Annotated in this window: 18 protein-coding genes and 1 pseudogene; 9 read left to right on the top strand and 10 right to left on the bottom strand. The window is 68.0% G+C overall.

The annotated features are described in order from the left end of the window. The first annotated feature begins 148 nt into the window (after positions 1-148). On the top strand, positions 149-1,618 hold the full coding sequence (locus MBA17_RS29315; RefSeq protein ID WP_455432878.1) for a helix-turn-helix domain-containing protein: 1,470 nt from the start codon (positions 149-151) through the stop codon (positions 1,616-1,618). A gap of 163 nt (positions 1,619-1,781) precedes the next feature. On the opposite strand, the gene MBA17_RS29310 is transcribed toward MBA17_RS29315, so the two are convergent. Beyond that, positions 1,782-3,377, bottom strand: a complete 1,596-nt coding sequence (locus tag MBA17_RS29310; RefSeq protein WP_238499857.1) for a sulfatase family protein — start codon at positions 3,375-3,377, stop codon at positions 1,782-1,784. A gap of 314 nt (positions 3,378-3,691) precedes the next feature. Here MBA17_RS29310 and MBA17_RS29305 point away from each other — a divergent pair, with 314 nt between their 5' ends. From MBA17_RS29305 to MBA17_RS50600, 4 genes are all read left to right on the top strand, one after another. After that, positions 3,692-4,546, top strand: coding sequence for an N-acetylmuramoyl-L-alanine amidase (locus MBA17_RS29305; protein WP_238499856.1), 855 nt, complete (start codon positions 3,692-3,694; stop codon positions 4,544-4,546). 115 nt (positions 4,547-4,661) lie between these two features. After that, a complete protein-coding gene (locus MBA17_RS29300) occupies positions 4,662-5,594 on the top strand; it encodes a glucosyl-3-phosphoglycerate synthase (RefSeq protein ID WP_238499854.1) in 933 nt (310 codons plus the stop codon). A gap of 52 nt (positions 5,595-5,646) precedes the next feature. Continuing rightward, complete coding sequence (locus MBA17_RS29295) at positions 5,647-6,852, top strand: acyl-CoA dehydrogenase family protein (protein ID WP_238499853.1); 1,206 nt, start codon at positions 5,647-5,649, stop codon at positions 6,850-6,852. A gap of 428 nt (positions 6,853-7,280) precedes the next feature. Next, positions 7,281-7,667, top strand: coding sequence for a DUF4158 domain-containing protein (locus tag MBA17_RS50600; protein WP_455432877.1), 387 nt, complete (start codon positions 7,281-7,283; stop codon positions 7,665-7,667). Here MBA17_RS50600 and MBA17_RS29290 read toward each other — a convergent pair. The 9 genes from MBA17_RS29290 to MBA17_RS29250 all read right to left on the bottom strand — a co-directional run bounded on the left by MBA17_RS29290 (position 7,549) and on the right by MBA17_RS29250 (position 16,388). After that, positions 7,549-8,784: an iron-containing alcohol dehydrogenase gene (locus tag MBA17_RS29290; RefSeq protein ID WP_238499852.1), complete on the bottom strand. Its 1,236-nt coding sequence runs from the start codon at positions 8,782-8,784 to the stop codon at positions 7,549-7,551. The genes MBA17_RS50600 and MBA17_RS29290 overlap by 119 nt on opposite strands. A gap of 1 nt (position 8,785) precedes the next feature. Continuing rightward, positions 8,786-9,274 carry an Ldh family oxidoreductase gene (locus MBA17_RS29285; RefSeq protein WP_238499850.1) on the bottom strand — a complete coding sequence of 163 codons (489 nt, stop codon included), beginning with the start codon at positions 9,272-9,274 and terminating at the stop codon, positions 8,786-8,788. Beyond that, the gene (locus MBA17_RS29280; RefSeq protein ID WP_238500146.1) at positions 9,271-10,731 is read right to left on the bottom strand and encodes an NAD-dependent succinate-semialdehyde dehydrogenase; all 1,461 of its coding nucleotides are present in this window, start codon (positions 10,729-10,731) and stop codon (positions 9,271-9,273) included. Before MBA17_RS29280 ends, MBA17_RS29285 begins: the two co-directional genes overlap by 4 nt. A gap of 76 nt (positions 10,732-10,807) precedes the next feature. Next, complete coding sequence (locus MBA17_RS29275) at positions 10,808-10,972, bottom strand: FAD-linked oxidase C-terminal domain-containing protein (RefSeq protein WP_238499846.1); 165 nt, start codon at positions 10,970-10,972, stop codon at positions 10,808-10,810. A 35-nt stretch (positions 10,973-11,007) separates the two neighbouring features. Continuing rightward, entirely contained in the window at positions 11,008-12,084 is a 1,077-nt protein-coding gene (locus tag MBA17_RS29270; RefSeq protein WP_238499845.1) for an ABC transporter ATP-binding protein, read from the bottom strand. Further along, positions 12,084-13,151, bottom strand: coding sequence for an ABC transporter ATP-binding protein (locus tag MBA17_RS29265; RefSeq protein ID WP_238499844.1), 1,068 nt, complete (start codon positions 13,149-13,151; stop codon positions 12,084-12,086). Before MBA17_RS29265 ends, MBA17_RS29270 begins: the two co-directional genes overlap by 1 nt. After that, entirely contained in the window at positions 13,151-14,062 is a 912-nt protein-coding gene (locus tag MBA17_RS29260) for a carbohydrate ABC transporter permease (RefSeq protein ID WP_238499842.1), read from the bottom strand. The genes MBA17_RS29265 and MBA17_RS29260 overlap by 1 nt, the downstream gene beginning before the upstream one ends. Next, a complete protein-coding gene (locus MBA17_RS29255; protein ID WP_238499840.1) occupies positions 14,062-14,928 on the bottom strand; it encodes a carbohydrate ABC transporter permease in 867 nt (288 codons plus the stop codon). The genes MBA17_RS29260 and MBA17_RS29255 overlap by 1 nt, the downstream gene beginning before the upstream one ends. A gap of 80 nt (positions 14,929-15,008) precedes the next feature. After that, positions 15,009-16,388, bottom strand: coding sequence for an extracellular solute-binding protein (locus tag MBA17_RS29250; protein ID WP_238499838.1), 1,380 nt, complete (start codon positions 16,386-16,388; stop codon positions 15,009-15,011). Positions 16,389-16,825: 437 nt separating this feature from the next. Here MBA17_RS29250 and MBA17_RS29245 point away from each other — a divergent pair, with 437 nt between their 5' ends. The 4 genes and pseudogenes from MBA17_RS29245 to MBA17_RS29230 all read left to right on the top strand — a co-directional run. After that, positions 16,826-17,572: a GntR family transcriptional regulator gene (locus MBA17_RS29245; RefSeq protein WP_238499835.1), complete on the top strand. Its 747-nt coding sequence runs from the start codon at positions 16,826-16,828 to the stop codon at positions 17,570-17,572. A 92-nt stretch (positions 17,573-17,664) separates the two neighbouring features. Beyond that, positions 17,665-18,234 (top strand): DJ-1/PfpI family protein, encoded by a 570-nt coding sequence (locus tag MBA17_RS29240; protein WP_238499834.1) that lies wholly within the window; start codon positions 17,665-17,667, stop codon positions 18,232-18,234. A gap of 19 nt (positions 18,235-18,253) precedes the next feature. Next, entirely contained in the window at positions 18,254-19,075 is an 822-nt protein-coding gene (locus MBA17_RS29235; RefSeq protein ID WP_238499831.1) for an alpha/beta fold hydrolase, read from the top strand. 102 nt (positions 19,076-19,177) lie between these two features. Further along, positions 19,178-19,393, top strand: a pseudogene (locus MBA17_RS29230) (SDR family NAD(P)-dependent oxidoreductase); the annotation flags it as partial. Positions 19,394-20,065 lie beyond the last annotated feature (672 nt).

Here is a 20,065-nt window from a genome sequence, read left to right as displayed (position 1 = left end):
CGAAATTTCTCTAGAGTGAAGACTTGTCAGTATTCAGCGGAGAAGAATCCTTGAGTTTTCGCTATGGACTAGACCAATCGCACTGACTCGCCCCAGCTCGGCCGGGCGTGTCTGGAAGATGCCCAGAAATTTCACCTAAGATCCTGGTATGGCATCTCTGGTGAGCGAAGAACCGCTGTCTTTGACGCAGGAGCTCGATCTCATCGCGTTCGGACAGCGGCTACGCCACCTGCGCAAACAGCGCGGCCTCACGCTGTCCGACCTCGGTGGGCGGGTCAGCCGCGCGCCCAGCCAGCTCTCCCTGCTGGAGAACGGCAAGCGCGAGCCCAAGCTGTCGCTGCTGAAATCGCTGGCCGCCGCGCTGAACGTGCCCGTCGAGGAACTGCTGCGCCGCCAGGCCCCCAACCGCAGGGCGCAACTGGAGATCGCGCTGGAGGAGGCGCAACGCGACCCCATCTACACCGGGCTCGGCCTGCCCCGGCTGAAGGTCTCCGCCCGGGTGCCGAACGACGTCCTGGAGCACATCCTGGGGCTGTACGAAGAACTGCGCTCCCGGCAGGCGAAGGGCACGGCCACCCCCGAGGAGGCCAGGGCCGCCAACGCCGAGCTGCGCCGGATGCAGCGCGAGCGGGGCAACTACTTCGTGGAGATCGAACAGGCCGCCGCCGAGGCCCTGTCCGCGGTGGGCTATCGCTCCGGCGCGCTGTCACAGAGCACGATCTCGGCCCTGGTGACCCACTTCGGGTTCACCGTGCACACCGCCCAGGACCTGCCGCGAACCGTGCGATCCATCACCGACCTACGCAACCGCCGCATCTACGTCAAGCACGAGCAGCTCGGCATGCACTCCCCGCGCACGATCCTGCTGCAGACCCTCGGTCATCTCGCGCTCGGCCACCACAAGCCGCGTGACTTCGCCGACTTCCTCCGTCAGCGCACCGAGGCCAACTATTTCGCCGCCGCCGTGCTCGTCCCCGAGGCGGCCGCCGCGCCGTACCTCCGCGAGGCCAAGCAGGACAGGGCCCTGTCGGTGGAGGACCTGCGCGACGTCTTCGCCGTCTCCTACGAGATGGCCGCCCACCGCTTCACCAACCTGGCCACCACCCACCTCGATCTGACCTGCCATTTCGTGCGCAACGACGCGGGCGGCATCATCTACAAGGCGTACGAGAACGACGGGATCGTCTTCCCCGCCGACGAGCAGGGGGCGATCGAGGGGCAGCGGATGTGCCTCCAGTGGTCGGGCCGTCAGGTCTTCCTGTCCGCCGACAGGTTCTCCGCCTACTGTCAGTACTCCGACTCGCCCACCGGCACCTACTTCTGCGTCGCCCACGTCGATCCGTCCCGGGAGCGCGACTTCGCCATCACCCTCGGCGTGCCGTACCGCGAATCCCGATGGTTCCGGGGTCGCGAGACCACGATCCGCACCAAGTCCGCCTGCCCGACGGGGGAGTGCTGCCGTCGCCCGCCCGTCGAGCTGACCCAGCGCTGGGAGGGTTACGCCTGGCCCTCCGCCCGCGCCAACTCCCACATTCTCGCGGCCCTGCCGCCCGGCTCCTTCCCCGGCGTGGACGAGGCCGACGTCTACACCTTCCTGGAACGCCACGCCGCGAGCTGACGCCGGAGTCCGGCCCCGGCGCTTCTCGCGCTGGGCCCGCCGGCGGTCGCCGAGGTCCATGGCAGGCGACGACGCGGTGACCTGGCCCGTCCTGCCTGTTCGGGCCCGCCGGTAAGGGGGCCGGGGCCCGCCCTTCGCGGGCAGGCCCCGAATCGGTGACGTGTCAGCCGAGGTGGGAGGCGGTCCAGCAGTCGGCGTTGCCGGGCCGGCCGCAGTTCTTCAGGCCCTGAAGTGCCTTGCCGAGGTCGGCCGTACGGGCGTTGTCGGGGTCGTTGGTCTCCTGGTGCGGATCGGTGACGGTGTCGTAGTACTCCGGCTTCGGGTCGCCCTCGTACTCGACGTAGAGGTCGCCGGTGGTGCGCACCGCGGTGTACGTGGGCGGTTGCGCGTTGCCCGCCTTGAGGCCGTCGGCGTCGGGGTCGGCTGTGCCGGGGGCCGCCGGGTTCGGCTTGACGTGCTCGATCAGGGCCGCGTCACGCCAGTCCGGCGTCTTGCGGCCCTGGACGAGCGGGAGCAGACTGCGGCCGTCGCGGCTGTCGCGCGTGGCCCGGTCGGCCCCCGCGATGTCCAGGAAGGTGGCGAACAGGTCCACGTTCTGCGCGATCCGGCCGGTCACGAAGTCGCCCTGTCGCCCCGCCGCCGGGCGTTTGACCAGCAGCGGCACCCGGATGTCGTGGTCGTAGGCGGTGGACTTGCCGCGAACCAGGCGATGCTGGCCGAGATGGAAGCCGTTGTCGGAGGTGAACACCACGTAGGTGTTCCGCTTCTCGGCGGCGGTCAGCGTGGACAGGACGCGCTCCACCATGTCGTCCACGGACTGCACCATCCGGATCCGGTTGCGGAAGTCCTGGCGCAACTGCCTGACCAGTTTGTCGTCGGTGCCGATCGCCTGCCTGCGGACCCACGAGGGCTTGTCGGCGGTGTCCTCGTCGAAGGCGGGCAGCGTGCTGACGTCGATGCCGTTGCAGTCGGGCCCGCCGCAGTCGCCGTGCGGGAATTGCCCGGCCGGCCACTCGGTCTTCGGCCGGTCGCGGCGCGCGGGCGGGAACAGCGGCTCCTTCTCGCCCGGTTTCATGCCGACCCTGGAGTGCGGCGAGAACGGCGCGACCTGCAGGAAGAACGGCTTGCCCGGGGCGTGTTCGCGGGAGCGCTCGATGAAGTCGGACGCCCGCTGCCCGAGCACGTCCACGAGGTACTTGCCGCCGGAGGGATCGATCGGCTTCTCGCCCGGAGTCTCCTCCTGGACGTACCCGGTGAGCTGGTAGTTGAACTCGTTGTAGCCGCCGCCCGCGGCCACGTGCCACTCGTCCCAGCCCGGCGGCACCCGGTAGTCCGCGCCCACCGGGTACTCGTTGATGTACTTGCCCAGGTAGCCGGTGCGGTAGCCGGCCTGTTCGAGGGAGACCGCGTACGTGCTGCTCTCGTGTTTCTCGAACGCCGCGTAACCGCCGTGGTCGGACCCCTTGTTCGTGAGCACACCGGTGTTGTGCGGGAACCGGCCGGTGAACGTGGAGGCCCGCGACGGGCAGCAGAGCGAGTTCGACACGTAGTAGCCGGTGAAGGCCGTGCCGTTCTCGCCCAGGCTCTTGACGGTGTCCATGTACTCGATCAGCTCGGCCGACAGGTCGTCGACGAGGAAGAAGACGATGTTCGGCCGTTTGGGCGCGGTGGTCGTTCCGGCGCCCGCCTGCGACGCCGCGACCACGCTCAGCACGACGGCTGACGTCACCGCCAGCACGCGCCGGAGAGTTGCGGTCATTGACATGACAGCCTCGTTTACAACAGGGGGAGTTGAGGGTTGCACAGCAAGCTAACCGGTGCCGGACCGTCTCATCAATCACTCGATCCTATGGATTTCCTGGCAAATCGGCCGTCAGTCGCGCGCATGGTGCCCTGGTGGCCCCGCTCGGCGAGCAGCATCCCCGAGTCGAGTCGGCGACCCGGACGCGGTCGGGGCAGGCCACCTGATTCCCTGCGATCCGGGTACCTAGATCGAGGAATCTCCGTAATCGGGCACGTCACCAGGGTGATTGCGGACCGGGGCGCGCGAACCCGGTGGGTACCGTACATGGCATGCGGGTTCACCGAACGGGAGCGATGATCTGTGCCGCGCTGGTGGTGTCGTCCACCGCGTGCGGAGGGGCTCCGGCCGCACGGAGCCCGGTCGTGCCGGCCGCCGTGACCGTCTCCGCGACCGCTTCCGCGACCGCTTCCGCGACCGCTTCCGCGACCGCCTCCGTGCCGGCGAAGGCGCCGACGGCCGGACCGGTGCTCGCCGGGAAGGTGATCGCGATCGATCCCGGCCACAACGGAGGCAACGCCGCGCATCCGGACGAGATCAACCGGCAGGTGGACATCATCACCGGGCGGAAGCCGTGCAACACGACGGGGACCGAGACCGACGCCGGCTACCCCGAGCACGCGTTCACCTGGGATGTGGCACGCAGGCTCAGGACGCTGCTGGAGAAGAGGGGGGCGAAGGTCGTGCTGACCCGGCCGGACGACACCGGGGTCGGGCCATGCGTCACCGAACGGGCCGCCATCGGCAACAAGGCCGAGGCGGACGCGGTCGTGTCCATCCACGCCGACGGGGCCGCGGCGAGCGGGCACGGCTTCCACGTGATCCTTCCCGGTCTGGTGGCGGGGCACAACGAAGCGATCGTCAAGCCGTCCCGGCGGCTGGGCCTCGCGATCCGGGACGCCTACCGGAACGGCACCGGCATGCCGTACTCGACGTATCTGGGGAAGAAGGGGCTGGACACCCGCACCGACCTGGGCGGGCTCAACCTGTCCACCCGGCCCGCGGTGTTCGTCGAATGCGGCAACATGCGTAACCGCGGTGACGCCGCCAAGATGTCGAGCCCGGCCTTCCGCGAACGCATCGCCGCCTCACTCGCCGCCGGGCTCAGGAACTATCTCAACGGATGACAGGCGACCGCCGTCGCGGGCGGATCTGGTGCCGAAGGCGACCTCCAGCGACGACCTTTCCACCACGGTTGTCTAGGGTTGTCCCTGGACTGACGTGGACGATCGGGGGATACGGGTGCTTCCTGAGGTGGAGGCCTGGTCGCGCCGCCGTACCTCCTCGTCGGACGGCTGGCCGGTGGGGGCGCTGCTCGACGCCAAGGGAGCCGCGACCGTCAGCGTCGTCCTGCCCGCGAGGAACGAGCAGGAGACGGTGGGAGAGATCGTCACGGCGATCCGCACGGGACTCATGGAGGCGGTGCCGCTCGTCGACGAGCTGGTGGTGATCGACTCACGGTCCACCGACGACACCGCCGCCCGCGCCTCGGCGGCCGGGGCCAAGGTCTTCGCGCAGGACGAGATCCTGCCCGGTCTCGAACCGCTGGAGGGCAAGGGGGAGGCGTTGTGGAAGTCGCTCGCGGTGACCTCGGGAGACGTGCTGGTCTTCGTCGACGCCGACCTGCGTGAGTTCCGCTCCTCGTTCGTCACCGGGTTGCTCGGGCCGCTGCTCGCCGACCCAGCCGTGGTCTACGTCAAGGGCTGTTACGACCGGCCGCTGCAGGATGTCCCGATGGCCGGCGGGCGGGTCACGGAACTCGTCGCCCGGCCGCTGCTCAACCTGCACTGGCCGCGGCTCGCCGGGTTCGTCCAGCCACTCGCGGGCGAGTACGCGGGGCGGCGCTCGGCGCTGGAACGGGTGCCCTTCGTCACCGGGTACGGAGTGGAGTTCGGGCTGCTCGTCGACCTGCTCGAACTGGCCGGTCTGGACGCCCTCGCCCAGGTCGATCTCGGCAGCCGGGTCCATTCCCACCAGTCGACCGAGGCCCTCGGCGGGATGGCCGCGCAGATCATGCACACCGCCTGGGCGCGGCTGGCCCGCCAGGGCATCGTGCTGCCCGGCTACGAGCCGGCGGCCACGCTGGCCCAGTTCCGGCGCGAAGCCGCCCGCCACGAGCCCGTCGTCCGGGACGTCACCGTTCCGGAACGACCTCCTATGATCAGCTTGCGCTGACTATGCTACTGGCCGGTAGATTACGGGTGGTGACCTCACAGGGAGTGAACGAATGGCCTTCTGCCCGGAGTTGAGCGAGGACGTGCGCGAGGTGCGCGCCTGGGTCCACACCTTCGCCAGCGACGTGATCCGCCCGGCCGCCGCCGAGTGGGACGAGCGCGAGGAGACCCCCTGGCCGATCATCCAGGAAGCCGCCAAGGTCGGGCTCTACTCCCTCGACTTCTTCGCCACCCAGTGGTTCGAGGAGAGCGGTCTCGGCATCCCGGTCGCCTTCGAGGAGATCTTCTGGGGCGACGCGGGCATCGGCCTCTCCATCGTCGGCACCGGCCTCGCCGCCGCCGCGGTCGCCGCCGGGGGCACCCCCGAGCAGATGGGGGAGTGGCTGCCGCAGATGTTCGGCACTCCCGGCGACGTTAAACTGGGCGCCTTCTGCGCCTCAGAACCCGACGCCGGCTCCGACATCGGCTCCATCCGCACCCGTGCCGTCCCCGACGGGGACGACTGGGTGCTCAACGGCGTGAAGACCTGGGCCACCAACGGCGGCATCGCCGACGTCCACGTCGTCGTCGCCTCCGTCGACCCCTCCCTCGGCACCCGCGGCCAGGCCACCTTCGTCATCCCGCCCGGCACACCCGGCCTCTCCATGGGCCAGAAGTTCCGCAAGCACGGCATCCGCGCCTCCCACACCGCCGAAGTCGTCCTCGACGACGTCCGGATTCCCGCCGCCTGCCTCCTCGGCGGCCGGGACAAACTCGACCATCGCCTCGCCAAGGCCCGCAGCGGCGAGAGGTCCGGCGAGCAGCACGCCATGCGCACCTTCGAGACCACCCGCCCCACCGTCGCCGCCATGGCCGTCGGCACCGCCCGTGCCGCCTTCGAGTACGCCAGGGACTACGCGGGCCAGCGAGAGCAGTTCGGCCGCAAGATCGGTGAGAACCAGGCCGTCGCCTTCCTCCTCGCCGACATGGCCACCCGCGTCGACACCGCCCGCCTCCTCACCTGGCGCGCCGCCTGGATGGCCCGCCACGCCCGCCCCTTCGACCAGGCCGAGGGCTCCATGTCCAAACTGGTCGCCGCGGAGACCGCCGTGTGGGTGACCGAACAGGCCATCCAGATCCTCGGCGGCGCGGGCTACACCCGCGACCACCCGGTCGAACGCTTCCACCGCGACGCCAAGATCTATACGATCTTCGAGGGCACCTCGGAGATCCAGCGGTTGATCATCGGCCGGGCCGTGACCGGGTTGCCGGTGCGCTAACGTTTCCGCACGTCAGCGGCCTACCGCCGGGATCTTTGGGTCGGCGGTGGTAGAACAGGTGTGCTGGAATCACGTTCGAAGTCGGATGGCAGAATGCCCGTTATTCCTTGTTTGTCCCCGTTGTTTCCCAATGGCGTGCTGACTTGGTGCTGGCTTCGTATACACTACGGGGGTACCGTATATGATCCGACACCTGCATGCGGCGATCTTGCACGTGCATGGAGCCGTACAGCTCAGGCCAGCCCGGTCCGGGGATCGAGCACGGTATCGCCGCACAGCACGTTCAGCGGATTGGGGCTCGCCGAGCTTCTTGACATCGACGTGCAGCATCGCGCCGGGCACGTTCATCTGGATGTTGGTGGACGAGCCAGGCAGGACTTTGATGACCGGGTCGGGGGCGGTCGCTCCACCGGGTCGGCCGGGTTGGGTTGGCGGTCGCGTTGTGCACGTTGCCGTGGCTGGGGTTCGTCCCGGACAAGGTGTCGTTGGCGCCGCCGGTTGCGGTGGCCAGGCTGGCCACCCGACTGGGCGTCGATCCGGGCGAGTTACGGTCCTACGGCCGGCGGGCGAAGACCCGGACCGAGCATCTGCGAGTGGTGGCGAGATATCTGGGGTGGCGGCTGCCGACGACGGTGGAGCTGAAGGAACTGGATGAGTTCCTGCTCGCGCGGGCGCTGGAGCATGAAAGGCCCGTCACTATCTCTGCTCCGGAGTCAGGACGTGTCGGGTCCGGTCCCCGATCCAGGCCGCTTCGAGGATCGCGGTCAGGCTGGCGGTGTCGGTCGGGCCTGGATGGTTCTGGATCAAGCGGGTGACGCCACTGGCCATCTCCGCGAAGCGCGGGAGGTCGGCGCGTGCCACGCCAATGTCCGCCAAGGTGGTAGGGATGCCGATGTCGGCAAGGAGCCCGTCGAGCCAGGTGAGGAACGTATCTGCGGCCTCGGCATCCGAGGCGTCGGTCACGTCGAGCCCGCACACCCCGGCGAGGATGGTCAACCGGTCGCCGATGGCATCCCTGGCCGCGTCCAGCGCGTAGGGCAGCAGCAGCCCGACGCCCAGGCCGTGCGGTGTGTGGGTGGCTGCGCCGATGGGGTACTGGAGGGCGTGCGGAGCCGCGTTGCCTGCGTGGGAAAATGCGAGCCCGGCTAGCATGGACCCATAGGACATGTCCGCGCGCGCGTCCTTGTCGCCTCCGTCCCTGACGACATGGGGCAAGCTGCGGGCGATCCGCTCCGCGGCCAGGAGCGCGTAGTGATCGGTGATCGGGTTGCGGCCGAGGAAGACCTGCTCCACCGGGTCGCGCGGTCCGTGGGCCCGGGGTCGCGCGGTGTAGCTCTCCACCGCGTGACAAAACGCGTCGATGCCGGAGTGGGCAGTGACGGTCGCAGGGCAGGTGTAGGTGAGCTCGGGGTCGATGATGGCGAAGTCGGGCACGATGTGGACGCTGGAGACCCCCACCTTCAGCTCGCGGTCCGGGTCGGTCAACACCGAGACGGGCGTGAGCTCGGAGCCGGTTCCTGACGTCGTCGGGACCGCGACGAGAGGAATCGTCGGCCCCGGCACCTTTGACTCGCCGTAGAAGTCGCGCGGCGTCCCACCGTGGCGCCGGATGACGCCGACGATTTTGGCGAGGTCGATCACCGTGCCACCCCCGATGGCGAGGATTACGTCGGCGTCCACCTCTGCGGCGACCGAGACGGCCAGGGCGACATCGGCGAGTGGCACGTCCGGAGTCGCGTCGGCAAACACCCCGACGACTTCGACCTTCTCCCGCACGGCGGCCACGATCTCGGCCACGCCCGGCTGCCCCAGAAGAACCCGGTCGGTCACGATGAGGACTCGCGAGCCACACTCGGCCACCACTCGTGGGATGTTCTGCGCGACCCCTTCGCCCACTATCAGCTGGCGTGGTCCGCGGACGGTCTCAAGCATGTCAGTGCCTCTCTGGAACGTCGGCGGTGATTTGCTGGGCGGACGTCCAGGTCACCTGCGAGACCGGGACGGCGTCGGCAAGGTTGGCTGCCGGGTGACGCAGGCACGCGCCGGGCTCCCAGACTCGGTCGTGCCCGGGCGCCCTCGGGTCCATCGCGATGAAGACGTCGCCCTTGGTGGGCGGGTCAGTCGGGTCGAGGGTCCCGCGGACATCGTCGCCAAGGGCGGTACGAGTCAAGGTCGCGACCAGCACCTCGATCATGAGCCCGAGGGCGTAGCCTCCTGGACCGCCGAAAGGGCTGATCGCCCCATCCACCGCCGCGGCCGCGTCTGTGGCGCGCACACCGGCGGAGTCGACGGCGTCCCCGGGTGCCAGCGGATTCGTGCCGGCCATGGCCCGGGTCCCGCCCCACGGGTGGAGGCCGGTCAGGTCATGTGTGCACAGGGCGCGGTGATCCTCGGCGGGCACCCGGAGCAGCAGGCCGGTCACGGTAGGTCGATCGCCGCGTAGGTGACGTCGAGGTACTCAAGGATGCCCTCGTGCGACCCCTCCTTGCCGATCCCGGACTGCTTCACGCCTCCGAACGGAGCTGACGGGTCCGAGATCAGACCACGGTTGATGCCGAGCATCCCCGTCTCTAGCCCCTCGGTGAACCGGAGCGCCCGCTGGAGGTCACGGGTGAAGACGTATCCGACCAGGCCGTGCTCGGTGTCGTTGGCCTTCGCCATTACCTCGTCGTCGGACGTGAACGAGATGATCGGCGCCACCGGGCCGAAGATTTCCGCCTCCAGCATCCGCGCGTCTTCGGGCACGTCGACGAGGACCGTAGGCGGGTAGAAGTGGCCCGGCCCGTCCGGACGCTCGCCGCCCACCAAGACACGGGCGCCGCGATTGACCGCGTCGGCGACGAGCTCGTCGATCTTGGTGACCGAGGCCTCGTCGATCAACGCCCCGACGTCCACGCCGTCGTCGAGACCATGGCCCACCGAGAGCGCGCCCATCCGCTTGGCGAAGCGCGCCGTGAACTCCTCGCGCACCGGCTCCTCGACGTAGATTCGGTTGGCCGCGATGCAGGACTCCCCGATGTTGCGCATCTTGGCCACCATGGCACCGTCGAGCGCGACGTCCAGGTCCGCGTCGGCACACACGATCAAGGCCGCGTTGCCGCCCAGTTCCATGGAGGTGCGCAGCACGTTGTCCGCCGCCTGTCGTAGCAGCACGCGCCCGACCTCGGTCGACCCGGTGAACGAAAGCTTGCGGGTCCGACGGTCGGCTAGCAATGCTGAGACCACCTCGCCGGCACGCTCGGTTGTCACGACGTTGACGACGCCCGGGGGAACGCCGACCTCCTCCATGATGCGGGCCAGGAACAGCATGGTGAGTGGCGTCTGGGCTGCTGGCTTGGTGATCGTCGTGCAGCCCGCCGCCAGCGCAGGAGCGATCTTGCGGGCACCCATGGCCAACGGAAAGTTCCAGGGCGTCACGAAGACGCACGGTCCGACCGGCTTCGGCACGGTGAGGATGCGATATCCACCAGCGGGAGCGGTGTTGTAGCGCCCCTCGACGCGCACCGCCTCCTCGGCGAACCAACGGAAGAACTCGGCGCCGTAGGCCACCTCTCCCCGAGCCTCGGCGAGCGGCTTGCCCATCTCGAGCGTTATCAGCCGGGCGACCTCCTCGGATCGCTCGGTCAGTGCCCGGTACGTCGCGGTCAACAACTCTGACCGTTTTCGCGGCGGGGTCGCCGCCCACTCCGCCATTGCCTTGCTCGCCACGTCCAGAGCGGCGAGCCCGTCAACGACGTCGGCGTCCGCCACCTCGGCGATGGTCTTGCCGGTGGCCGGGTCCTCGACGACAAAGGTGGCACCGCTGGCGGCGTCGCGCCAGGCGTCGCCAATCCGGAGCCGCCGGTGCTCGGGGGCCAGGACGTTCATCGGGTCACTCATTGCGTCGCCTCCTGTGATGTTCTTGGTGATGTCCAGCGTGACCTCAGCGATCGCGCCACGCGCGTTGACGAACGGGTCACACGACCTCGTCGGGGTCGAGGTTGCCGAGCGGGTCGAACGTGGCTTTGGCCCTGGCTGCAGGGCGACGCCCCGCGCCACCGATCGCCTTCTCGGGCCATGGCTGCTTCAGCGTCGTCAGGCCGTGCTCACCGGTGACGGTCCGCCGAGGCTCGATTGCCACGTGCCGGCGCATGTTGCCGTTGCCGCCCGGCGCGGTTACTGCCCGGCCTCGGACAGCGACAGCCCGGTGCCCGCATCGAACAGGTGCGCACGGTCCAGGTCGACCGTGACATGCAGCCGCTCGCCCGGCGTACCGGTGACGGTGGGTCGTGCCTTGACCTTGACAATCTCCGTCCCCACTCGGACGTCGACCACCGTTCGGTCACCGAGCGGCTCAAGCCCGTAGAGTTTCCCCGACAACGACGCGTCCCCACGCTGCTCGACGGACAGGTCCTCCGCGCGCAGGCCCAGCAGCAGCGTACGACCGTCCTCAGCCGTGGTCCAGCTGGGCCGCGGCAGCGTCCAGCCTTCCGCACCGACCAGACGATCTCCCTCGGCGTGGCAGGCGAGCAGGCTGATCGGCGGGCTCCCGACGAAGCCTGCGACCCACTGGTTGGCTGGACGCTCGTACACCTCGGTCGGCGTTCCGACCTGTTGCACCTTCCCCTCCTTGAGGACCGCGACCTGGTCGGCCATGGACAGGGCCTCGACCTGGTCGTTGGTCACGTAGACGAAGGTTGCTCCGAGGCTCCGGTGGATGCGGGTGAGCTCGGTGCGCATCTCGACGCGGAGCTTGAGGTCGAGGTTCGTCAGCGGCTCGTCCATGAGAAACGCGCGCGGGCGACGGACCAGCGCCCGGGCCAGGGCGACACGCTGCATCTCACCGCCCGACAACTGCGCCGGACGACGCTGCAGCAGACGTTCGATGTGCAGCAGGCTCGACATCTGCTCGACGGCAGCGGCGATCTCGCTCGAAGAACAGCGGCGTGCCCGCAGCGGCGAAGCGATGTTCTCGTACGCCGTGTGTCGCGGGTAGAGGGCGTAGTTCTGGAAGACCATGGCCAGGTCGCGTGCGGCCGGGGCGTCACCGGTCGCGTCCCTCCCGTCCAGATGCACCGACCCGGCGTCAAGCTTCTCAAGGCCGGCGATCGCTCGCAGGGTCGTCGTCTTGCCTGCCCCGGAGGGTCCGAGCACGACGAAGAACGAGCCGTCCGGCACGTCCAGCGTCACCCCGTCCAGGGCCTGGACTTTACCGAAGGACTTGCACAGCCCGTGCACTGCCACGGTTCCCATCAGGCCACCAGCTCTTCCGTGCTCACGTCGTAGACCGGCGGGGGCCCGCCGGAGTGCCGCAGCCCGACCGGTGCGTCAGCAGCGAAACGGACAGTCGATGGCATCCGAACCCGTACGTCGCGCTGGCCGCCGTGGTCAACCACGTAGATGATTTCGTCGCCCAGCCACTCCGCCGAGACCACGCGGGCCGGGACCGAACGTTCCGCCCCTGGTTCTGTGACTTCCAGCGCCTCCGGCCGGACGCCTGCGACCAGGCAACGGTCGCGCGGCAGGCCTGGCGGTGGCGTGAGGACCAGTCCGCTCTGACTGCGCAGCTTCCCGTCGGCCACCTCCACCTCAATCAGGTTCATCGGCGGGGAGCCGATGAATGCGGCGCAGAAAAGACTCGCCGGACGGTCGTACACTTCCAGCGGCGTGCCGATCTGCTCGACGCGGCCCTTGTTGAGGATGGCGATTCTGTGACCGAGCGACATCGCCTCGACTTGGTCGTGGGTGACGTAGACCATCGTCGTCCCCAGCTCCCCCTGCAGGTGCTTGATCTCCGTGCGCATGTCCGCCCTCAGCTCCGCGTCCAGATTGGTGAGAGGTTCGTCCATGAGGAATGCGCGCGGTCGTCGCACCAGGGCGCGAGCAAGCGCGACGCGCTGCTGCTCCCCGCCGGACAGCCGGCGCGGTCGCCGGTCCAGGAGCGGACCGAGCCGCATCAGCCGGGCGGCCTCGTCGACCCGCTCGCGCACCTCCGCCTTGGGCAGTCCCTCGGCCCGCAGTGGGAACGCCAGGTTGTCGCGGGTTCTCAGATGCGGGTAGAGAGCGTAGAACTGGAACACCATGGCGATGTCGCGCTCGGCGGGCGGCAGGTCGTTGACCAGCGTGTTGCCGATGCGGATGTCGCCCGTCGTCTGCCTCTCCAGGCCGGCTATGGCCCGCAGCGTGGTCGTCTTGCCGCAACCCGAAGGGCCGAGCATCACGAACAGCTCGCCGTCGCCGATGGACAGGTCCACGTGATCAACTGCGACCGTCCCGTCCGGGTAGCGCTTGTGCAGGGCGGTCACCTCGATGCCCGCCATCAGCGTCGCACCGCCCCGAGCGTCACACCGGCGACGAGGTGCTTGCGCACCAGGTAGGCGAAGACGAGCACCGGTAGGGCGAACACTACGGAGGCGGCGGCCACGAGACCCCAGTCCACAGTGGTTCCACCGATGAGGCCGGCGATGGCGGGTGGGGCCGTCCGCACGTTGTCGCTGGAGGTAAGGAAGGTGGCGAACACGAACTCGTTCCACGAGAAGATGAGTGCGAAGACCGCCGTCGCGGCGATGCCGGGCAGGAGCAGGGGAAGGGTAAATCGCCAGAACGCCTGCAAGCGGGTGTAGCCGTCGAGCATGGCGGCATCCTCGTACTCTGCGGGCACCTCGTCGACGAACCCCTTCATCATCCAGATCGTGAACGGGACGTTGAACGCGGTGTAGATGAGGATCAGGCCGAGCTGGGTGTCGATGAGTCCGACTTGGCGGTACATGAGGAAGATCGGGATCACGACCACCACGGGCGGCATGAAGCGGGTGGACAGGATGAAGAACAGTTGGTCCTTCTTGGCCTTCACGGCGAAGCGTGAGTAGGCCCAGGCCGCCGGGACCCCCAGCACGGTGGCCAGCGCCGTGGAGACCCCGGCGACCACGACGGAGTTGAGGAACGAGACGGACAAGGTCGAACGACCGCCGCCGGAGGCGACGAACACGTCCTTGAAATGGTCCATAGTGACCTTGAAGTCGAAGAACTTGGCCGGGATGGCGTAGACGTCCCGGTTCTCCTTGATGGACGTCTCGATCATCCACAGCACCGGAAAGAGCATCACGACGGCCAGCACGGTCAGCAGCGCGACCTCCAGCACGAAGCGGCCCCGGCCGCCGAAGCGGCGCGCCGAGGGCGTGTGATCCCGGACAGGACCTGTGGACACGGCCTCGTCGACGGAGACGGCCATCAGTCCTCCTTGAGCTTGTTCAAGTAGCGCAGGTAGAGCTGCGTGAGGACGATGACGATGAGGACCATGAGGATCCCGTACGCCGAGGCGGTTCCGGTGTTGAAGCCCAGGAACGCGACCTTGTAGACGTGGAACGACAACGTCTCGGTGGAGACCCCCGGACCTCCGCTGGTGAGGATGTAGACGAGGTCGAACAGCCGGAAGGCCTCGATGGCCCTGAACAACACGGCAATGAGGAGCAGCGGCCACACCAGCGGAAGAGTGATGGTGCGGAACCGGAACCACTCGGACGCCCGGTCGATCGAGGCGGCCTCGTACAAGTACTTGGGGACCGCGGTAAGGCCCGCAAGTGCGATGAGCATGATGAACGGCGTCCATTGCCAGGTGTCGACCACGATCAGGGAAATCAGTGCCGTTCGCTGCCGGGTGAGCCACTCCACCTGCCCCAGGCCGAGCGAGCCGAGCATGCTGTTGATCACGCCGAATTGCGCGTCGAGCATAAATCGCCAGAACAGCCCGACCACGACCGGCGACAGCATCATCGGAACCAGGAACAGAGTGGTCAGCAGTCCTCGCCCGTGCGTGCGCCGTGAGATCAGGTAGGCGATGGCGAAACCGAGCACGGTCTGCAGGGTGACCGCGCCGAACACGTAGATCAACGTCGTCAAGGCCCTCAGGTGGACCTGCGCCGAAGTCAGGATGGCGGTGTAGTTCTCGAACCAGATGAAATGGGCGGGCCCCCCGCGGGTGGCCGAGTAGTCGGTGAAAGACAGGTACAACGCCCACAGCAACGGGAACACCGACATTGCGAGCAACAGCAGCAGCGCGGGGGAGATGAAGGCCACGGCGAGCCCGCGGTCGCTCAACCGGCGGGACCGACCCGGTGCAGGCGGCGTCGCGGACGCCGCCTGCCCGGGGTGGTCGGTCGTCAGAGGGGCGGGGTCACTCACAGTCCGCCGCCGCCCTTGCGGCTGCCGGAGTCGAGTACGCCCTGCTGCTCCTTGGCGATGTCGTCGAGCGCATCCTTCGGCTTTTTCGCGCCGTTGAGAGCCGCGTTCACGTTGGTGTTCTCGATGTCGACGAGGCGCGCGTACTCGGGCACGTTCCACATGTCCCGCATCCGCGGAACCGAGTCGGTGTACACCTGGTTGAACGGCCCGGCATTGAGGAACTCGGGCGACTCCAGGGCGTCCTTACGCGATGGCACGCCACCAGCGGCGGCCCACTTCTTCTGGATGTCAGCCCGCTCGAACCACTTCATGAAGTTCAGGGCCTCCGCCTGGTTCGTCTTGGAGGAGTAGGCCGACACGTGCATCCCCATGCCGCCGAGAGGCACCAGGTTCGTCTTCTGGCTCGGCAGGGTGGCAAAACCCAGCTTGTCGAGAATCTGCTCCCGCGTGGTGCCGAGCGTCGACTGCTTCGGGTCAAGCAGGCCGCCGCTCGCGGCGATCCAGTTGAACGCGATGCATGCCTTGCCCTGGGCGACCGCCGCGTTCACCTCGTCGATGAACCAGTTGCCGGAGCCCTTGGCGGTCAGCGGCTTCATCTTGTTGACCAGGACGTCCATCGCCTCCTGGCCCGCAGTGTCGTTGAGGACGCCGTCGATCTTGCGCGTCTTGGAGTCCCAGAGGTTGCCGCCGTAGACGCCGTTGACCGTGTTGTAGGTTACGGCCGCGGCGTCGGAGCCGTTGGCCTGGTGGAAAGCCAGCCCGCTGACGCCAGGGTGGTCCGTCTGGCACTTCTCGGCGACTGAGATCATCTGGTCCCAGGTCTGCGGTGGCTTGTCGCCGATCAGGTCCTTGCGGTAGATCATCGTCCAGGTGTCGCCGAGCAGCGGCAGTCCGTACAGGCTGGCGTTTTCGTCGCGCTTGCCGGTTTCCGCCTGGGGGAATTGGCCGTAGGCCGCCAGGAGGTACGGGTTGTAGGCCTTGACGTCGATGTTCGTCTTGACGAAGTCGGTGATGTCGAGGATGTTGCCGTTCGTCACGGCCTCGCCGATGTGTTGCGAGTCCAGGATCGGGATGTCGAAGTCGGTCTTGTGCGCTGCGAACTGGGTGAATATCGCGTCGTGCCAGTTCGCGTTCGGCACGGTGTTGACCTTGATGGTCGCGTTCGGCCGCTCTTTTTTGTACTCCGCGTTCGCGAAGGCTTCCAGCGCGTGGGCGGGGGGCCAGTCGAACCAGATGAAGCTGAGGGTCAGCGGGTCCTTGGTGAGCTCCGGGATGGTCGCCGGTGCCTTGGGGGCGCTCGCCTTCGCGCCGTCGTCCTGGCCGCCGCAAGCCGCCACGGTCGTGGCCACTAACATGGCCGCCGTCGCCAGCTGCACCTTTCGACCGGGAACGGACAGCCGTCCTATTCGCTTTGGATACCGCATCTTCTTGCCTGCTTTCTGGGTGGGGACTTCTGGAGCCTTGCTGCGTGCTTCGCCGAGCAGTTGCTGGGTTCAGGCGTGTTGCCGGCTGTCGCAGGGGCTGACCCGCGGACCGGCGTCACGAGTACGTCGCGACGTCATGGGGCTTCAGGCAGTCGAGAAGTCCTTCGGTCCTTGTGCGGCCCGGTGGCGAACCGAGTAGGACGTCGAGCATGCTCATGGGAGCTCCAACTGATCGAAGCGGAGCGATGGCGGGCGGTTCCCCGATGGGTGAAGGATGGCTGGCATCCGTCACCTTTCCTATTCGATCCGAGTGGGAGCGTCAACATCCCGCAGCGTTGCGACCGATGTCAACAGGTTCCCGAAGACGCAAGAAAGGACCTCACGTCACGATGGACGACGAAGCGATGATCGCGCGGCGCCGTGGAGCCATGGCGAGCGGAATGCCGCCGGGAAGATCTCGCGGCCGCCGGCTTGCCGACGAGGTGTACGACACGCTGCTCGGACAGCTGATGTCGCTACGGATCGAGCCTGGCTCCCGCGTCACGATCGACGTCCTGGCGCGAGAGCTGGGGGTCTCGCAGACGCCGATCCGAGACGCTCTGAACCGCATGGAGGCCGAGGGCCTGGTCGTGCGTGTGCCCCATGCCGGCTATCGCATTCCCCCCCAAATCACCCGTGACCGATTCGAGGACATGCTTGAGGTCCGCCTGCTCCTCGAGCCGGCAGCGGCGCGCAGATCCGCCGAACGCGCATCCTCGAAGCAGGTGGCCGGTCTGCGACGAATGCTGGAGGAGATGGCGGAGCTGGAGGGGGGCAACGGGCCCATGGCCTATGGCGCCTTCGGGCTACGCGACGCCGCTTTTCACGATCTCGTCGCCCTGAGCGCGGAGAACCAGGTCATCCGCGAAGCGCTCGCTCGCCTGCACACGCACGTGCACCTGTTCCGGCTTCTCCACGACACCCAGGTCACTCACTTGGCCATGGCCGAGCACGAAGAAGTTCTGGCCGCGATCGCCGCGCGCGACCCCGACGCCGCCGCCTACGCAATGCGTCGGCACATCCTGCTGTCCGGCGAGCGGTTCCGACGATTGTTCGACGAGGCCAAGGGCGCGGACGGAATGGCGGTAGAGGCTTGACGGGCGGGCTGGGCCGAGGAATGCTAACTCAATCGGATCGGATTGGATCGGATTGGATCCACCTCACCCGCCCCAGATGCGAGGAGAAGCAGGTGCCCAGAGCGCTGCTCCTGACCGGCGACGCCGCCGAGGAGCTCGACACCATGTATCCCTACTATCGCGTGCAGGAGGGCGGCTGGGACGTTGACGTCTCGTCACGGACGATGCGTGACGTTCAGCTGGTCATCCACGAGTTCGACCCCAACTCCGACGCCTACGTGGAGAAGAACGGCCGAAAGTTGCCGGTCGACGTGCCCTGGGCCGAGGTCGACGTCGAGCGCTATGACGCCCTCATCATCCCTGGGGGACGTGCCCCCGAGTGGATCCGGGTCGACGCCGACGTCAGGCGCATCACCGAGCACTTCTTCGCGCGCGACCTCCCGATCGCGCTGGTGTGCCACGGCGCGCAGGTGCCAGCTGTGTACGGGCTGCTGAAGGGTCGAAAGACGGCGTGCTTCCCCCCCATCACCGGTGACATGGAGAACGCGGGCGCGACGGTCGTCGACGCTCCCGACGTCGTGGACGGCAACCTCGTCTCCTGCCGGGGGTGGCCCGACATGCCGCAGTTCGGCAGGGCGATGATGGAGCTCTTTTCGAAGTCCATCAACTCCGCATCGGCATGAGCACACCTGGCCTGTCTCGGTGACGGCACTTCGGACCGTCACAGTCGACGGCTCCCCCGTCCACGTCCTGGAGAGCGGCACCGGGCCCGCGGTGCTGATGCTGCACGGCTCCGGACCCGGTACGACCGGATCCAGCGCCTGGGCAACGACGGCACAGGCGCTGGGCACGTCCTGGCACCTGGTGGCTCCTGACCAGGCGGGGTTCGGCCGTACACCAATCCCGGCGGGCTCCAGGGGTGGGCTCCGGCTGTGGACGGAGCAGGCCGCGGGCCTGATGGATGCTCTCGGTGTCGAGTACTACGCCGTGGTGGGCCACTCCATGGGCGGTGCCGTTGCGCTGGCGTTGGCGGCCGCGCGTCCCCAGCAGGTCACCCGTGTCGTGGCGGTCTCGACGATGGGCGCCCCCGGGGCGCCGCTGTCCGCCGAGCTCGACGCGGTCTGGGCCGCCCCCGCCGGCCCGCTCGGGGCACGAGACATGTTGAGTCGCCTCGTTCTCGACCAAGCGCTCGTGACCGAGTCGGCCGTCGCTGGCCGTGCAGCTGCGATGCGAGCGGGGGCGGCCGCATTCGCGTCGTTGTTCCCTCCACCTAGGGCACGTTGGGCCGACGAGCTCACCCTCTCGGCGCAAACGCTGGCAGGGGTCCGCGCGCCCGTGCTGCTCGTCCACGGCGCCGAGGACCGAGTCACCCCGCTCGGGACAGCAGCCCTGCCCCTGCTCGAACACCTGGCCGATGTCCGTCTGCACGTGCTCGGCCGATGCGGGCACGTGCCGGCGCTCGAGCACCCGCACGACTTCAGGCGACTCCTGTCGTGCTTCCTCGGCCGGGAACGAGGTCACTAATTGCTGCGACAGGTCCGCAGCCCGTGCTCAAGCAGATCAGCATGAAGCAGGCGTGATCCGCGCAGAAGCTAGCGCCCTCCCCGAGACCCGAGCCATGACGAGGCAGTGGCCGTGGTCATCGCTCGACATGGTCGCATCGACATCCTCGTGAACAACGCCGGACGTAGCCACGTCGGTGCCGAGGACGAAACCGGCGAGGCCGAGCAGCGGGCCCTGTTCGAGGTCCACTTCTTCGGCCCCGCCGCGCTCCTTCGGCCCCCCAGTACCGAGGTCGCCGCAGGCCGGAGACACTGCGCCAGATCCCGCCTCCGGGCCTGAGGGTCCGGCTGGGTCGTGAGCAGCACGCCGGGTACGCACAATCAGATCACCGGCGGGTTGTAACCCGCCCGAGACCCAGACGTATCCAGATACTTCACAGTGCACGGGGCGAGCCCAATGCAGTGCGCGCCGGTTGTTGCGTCGTGGGCGGCGTTCTACATCCACACGCCGGTTACGCAGGAGCGGGACTTCTACCTGCCTACTGTCGATCAGTTGGAGGCGCTGGCCGGGGGACTGCCGGTGGATTGGGCGGCGACGATCTGGCTCATGCAGGGGTGCGGACTGCGTGTGGGGGAGGCGCTCGCGGTCACAAGAATATCGAGATTACTCACCAGATCTATGGGCACTTGGTGCCGGCTCCCGTGACCGCGCTCGGGACGTCCTGGATAAGGCCTTCAGGTCTGGCGTATAGGCAGGTTCACCGCGTTTTGGCTGTTGGGTCGTGTGTTCGGTCAGAGCGGGGACCGGATTTGCAGTACGTTCCCTGGTTGACCAGTGGCGGTTTGCGCATGATTTTGGCCGGTGCTTGCTTGGTGCTGGCTCGTGGGTATTTATCGCGGGGTTGACCTGCGTAAATTGCATATCGATCGACGGGCTATACGATCTTCGAGGGGACCTCGGAGATCCAGCGATTGATCATCGGCCGGGGCCGTGACGGGGTTGCCGGTGCGC

It is taken from the genome of Dolomitihabitans soli, from assembly GCF_022213955.1.
Lineage (GTDB): Bacteria > Actinomycetota > Actinomycetes > Streptosporangiales > Streptosporangiaceae > Streptosporangium_A > Streptosporangium_A soli.
Note: the sequence above shows the minus strand (reverse complement) of the source record. Positions and strands in the feature narration are given on the sequence as shown.

What these genes read in the sequence shown, in the direction of transcription:
- MBA17_RS29315 (WP_455432878.1), top strand. Translation starts at nt 149, where the DNA reads ATGGCATCTCTGGTGAGCGAAGAACCGCTGTCTTTGACGCAGGAGCTC.
- MBA17_RS29310 (WP_238499857.1), bottom strand. Translation starts at nt 3,377, where the DNA reads ATGACCGCAACTCTCCGGCGCGTGCTGGCGGTGACGTCAGCCGTCGTG.
- MBA17_RS29305 (WP_238499856.1), top strand. Translation starts at nt 3,692, where the DNA reads ATGCGGGTTCACCGAACGGGAGCGATGATCTGTGCCGCGCTGGTGGTG.
- MBA17_RS29295 (WP_238499853.1), top strand. Translation starts at nt 5,647, where the DNA reads ATGGCCTTCTGCCCGGAGTTGAGCGAGGACGTGCGCGAGGTGCGCGCC.
- MBA17_RS29290 (WP_238499852.1), bottom strand. Translation starts at nt 8,784, where the DNA reads ATGCTTGAGACCGTCCGCGGACCACGCCAGCTGATAGTGGGCGAAGGG.
- MBA17_RS29280 (WP_238500146.1), bottom strand. Translation starts at nt 10,731, where the DNA reads ATGAGTGACCCGATGAACGTCCTGGCCCCCGAGCACCGGCGGCTCCGG.
- MBA17_RS29270 (WP_238499845.1), bottom strand. Translation starts at nt 12,084, where the DNA reads ATGGGAACCGTGGCAGTGCACGGGCTGTGCAAGTCCTTCGGTAAAGTC.
- MBA17_RS29265 (WP_238499844.1), bottom strand. Translation starts at nt 13,151, where the DNA reads ATGGCGGGCATCGAGGTGACCGCCCTGCACAAGCGCTACCCGGACGGG.
- MBA17_RS29260 (WP_238499842.1), bottom strand. Translation starts at nt 14,062, where the DNA reads ATGGCCGTCTCCGTCGACGAGGCCGTGTCCACAGGTCCTGTCCGGGAT.
- MBA17_RS29245 (WP_238499835.1), top strand. Translation starts at nt 16,826, where the DNA reads ATGGACGACGAAGCGATGATCGCGCGGCGCCGTGGAGCCATGGCGAGC.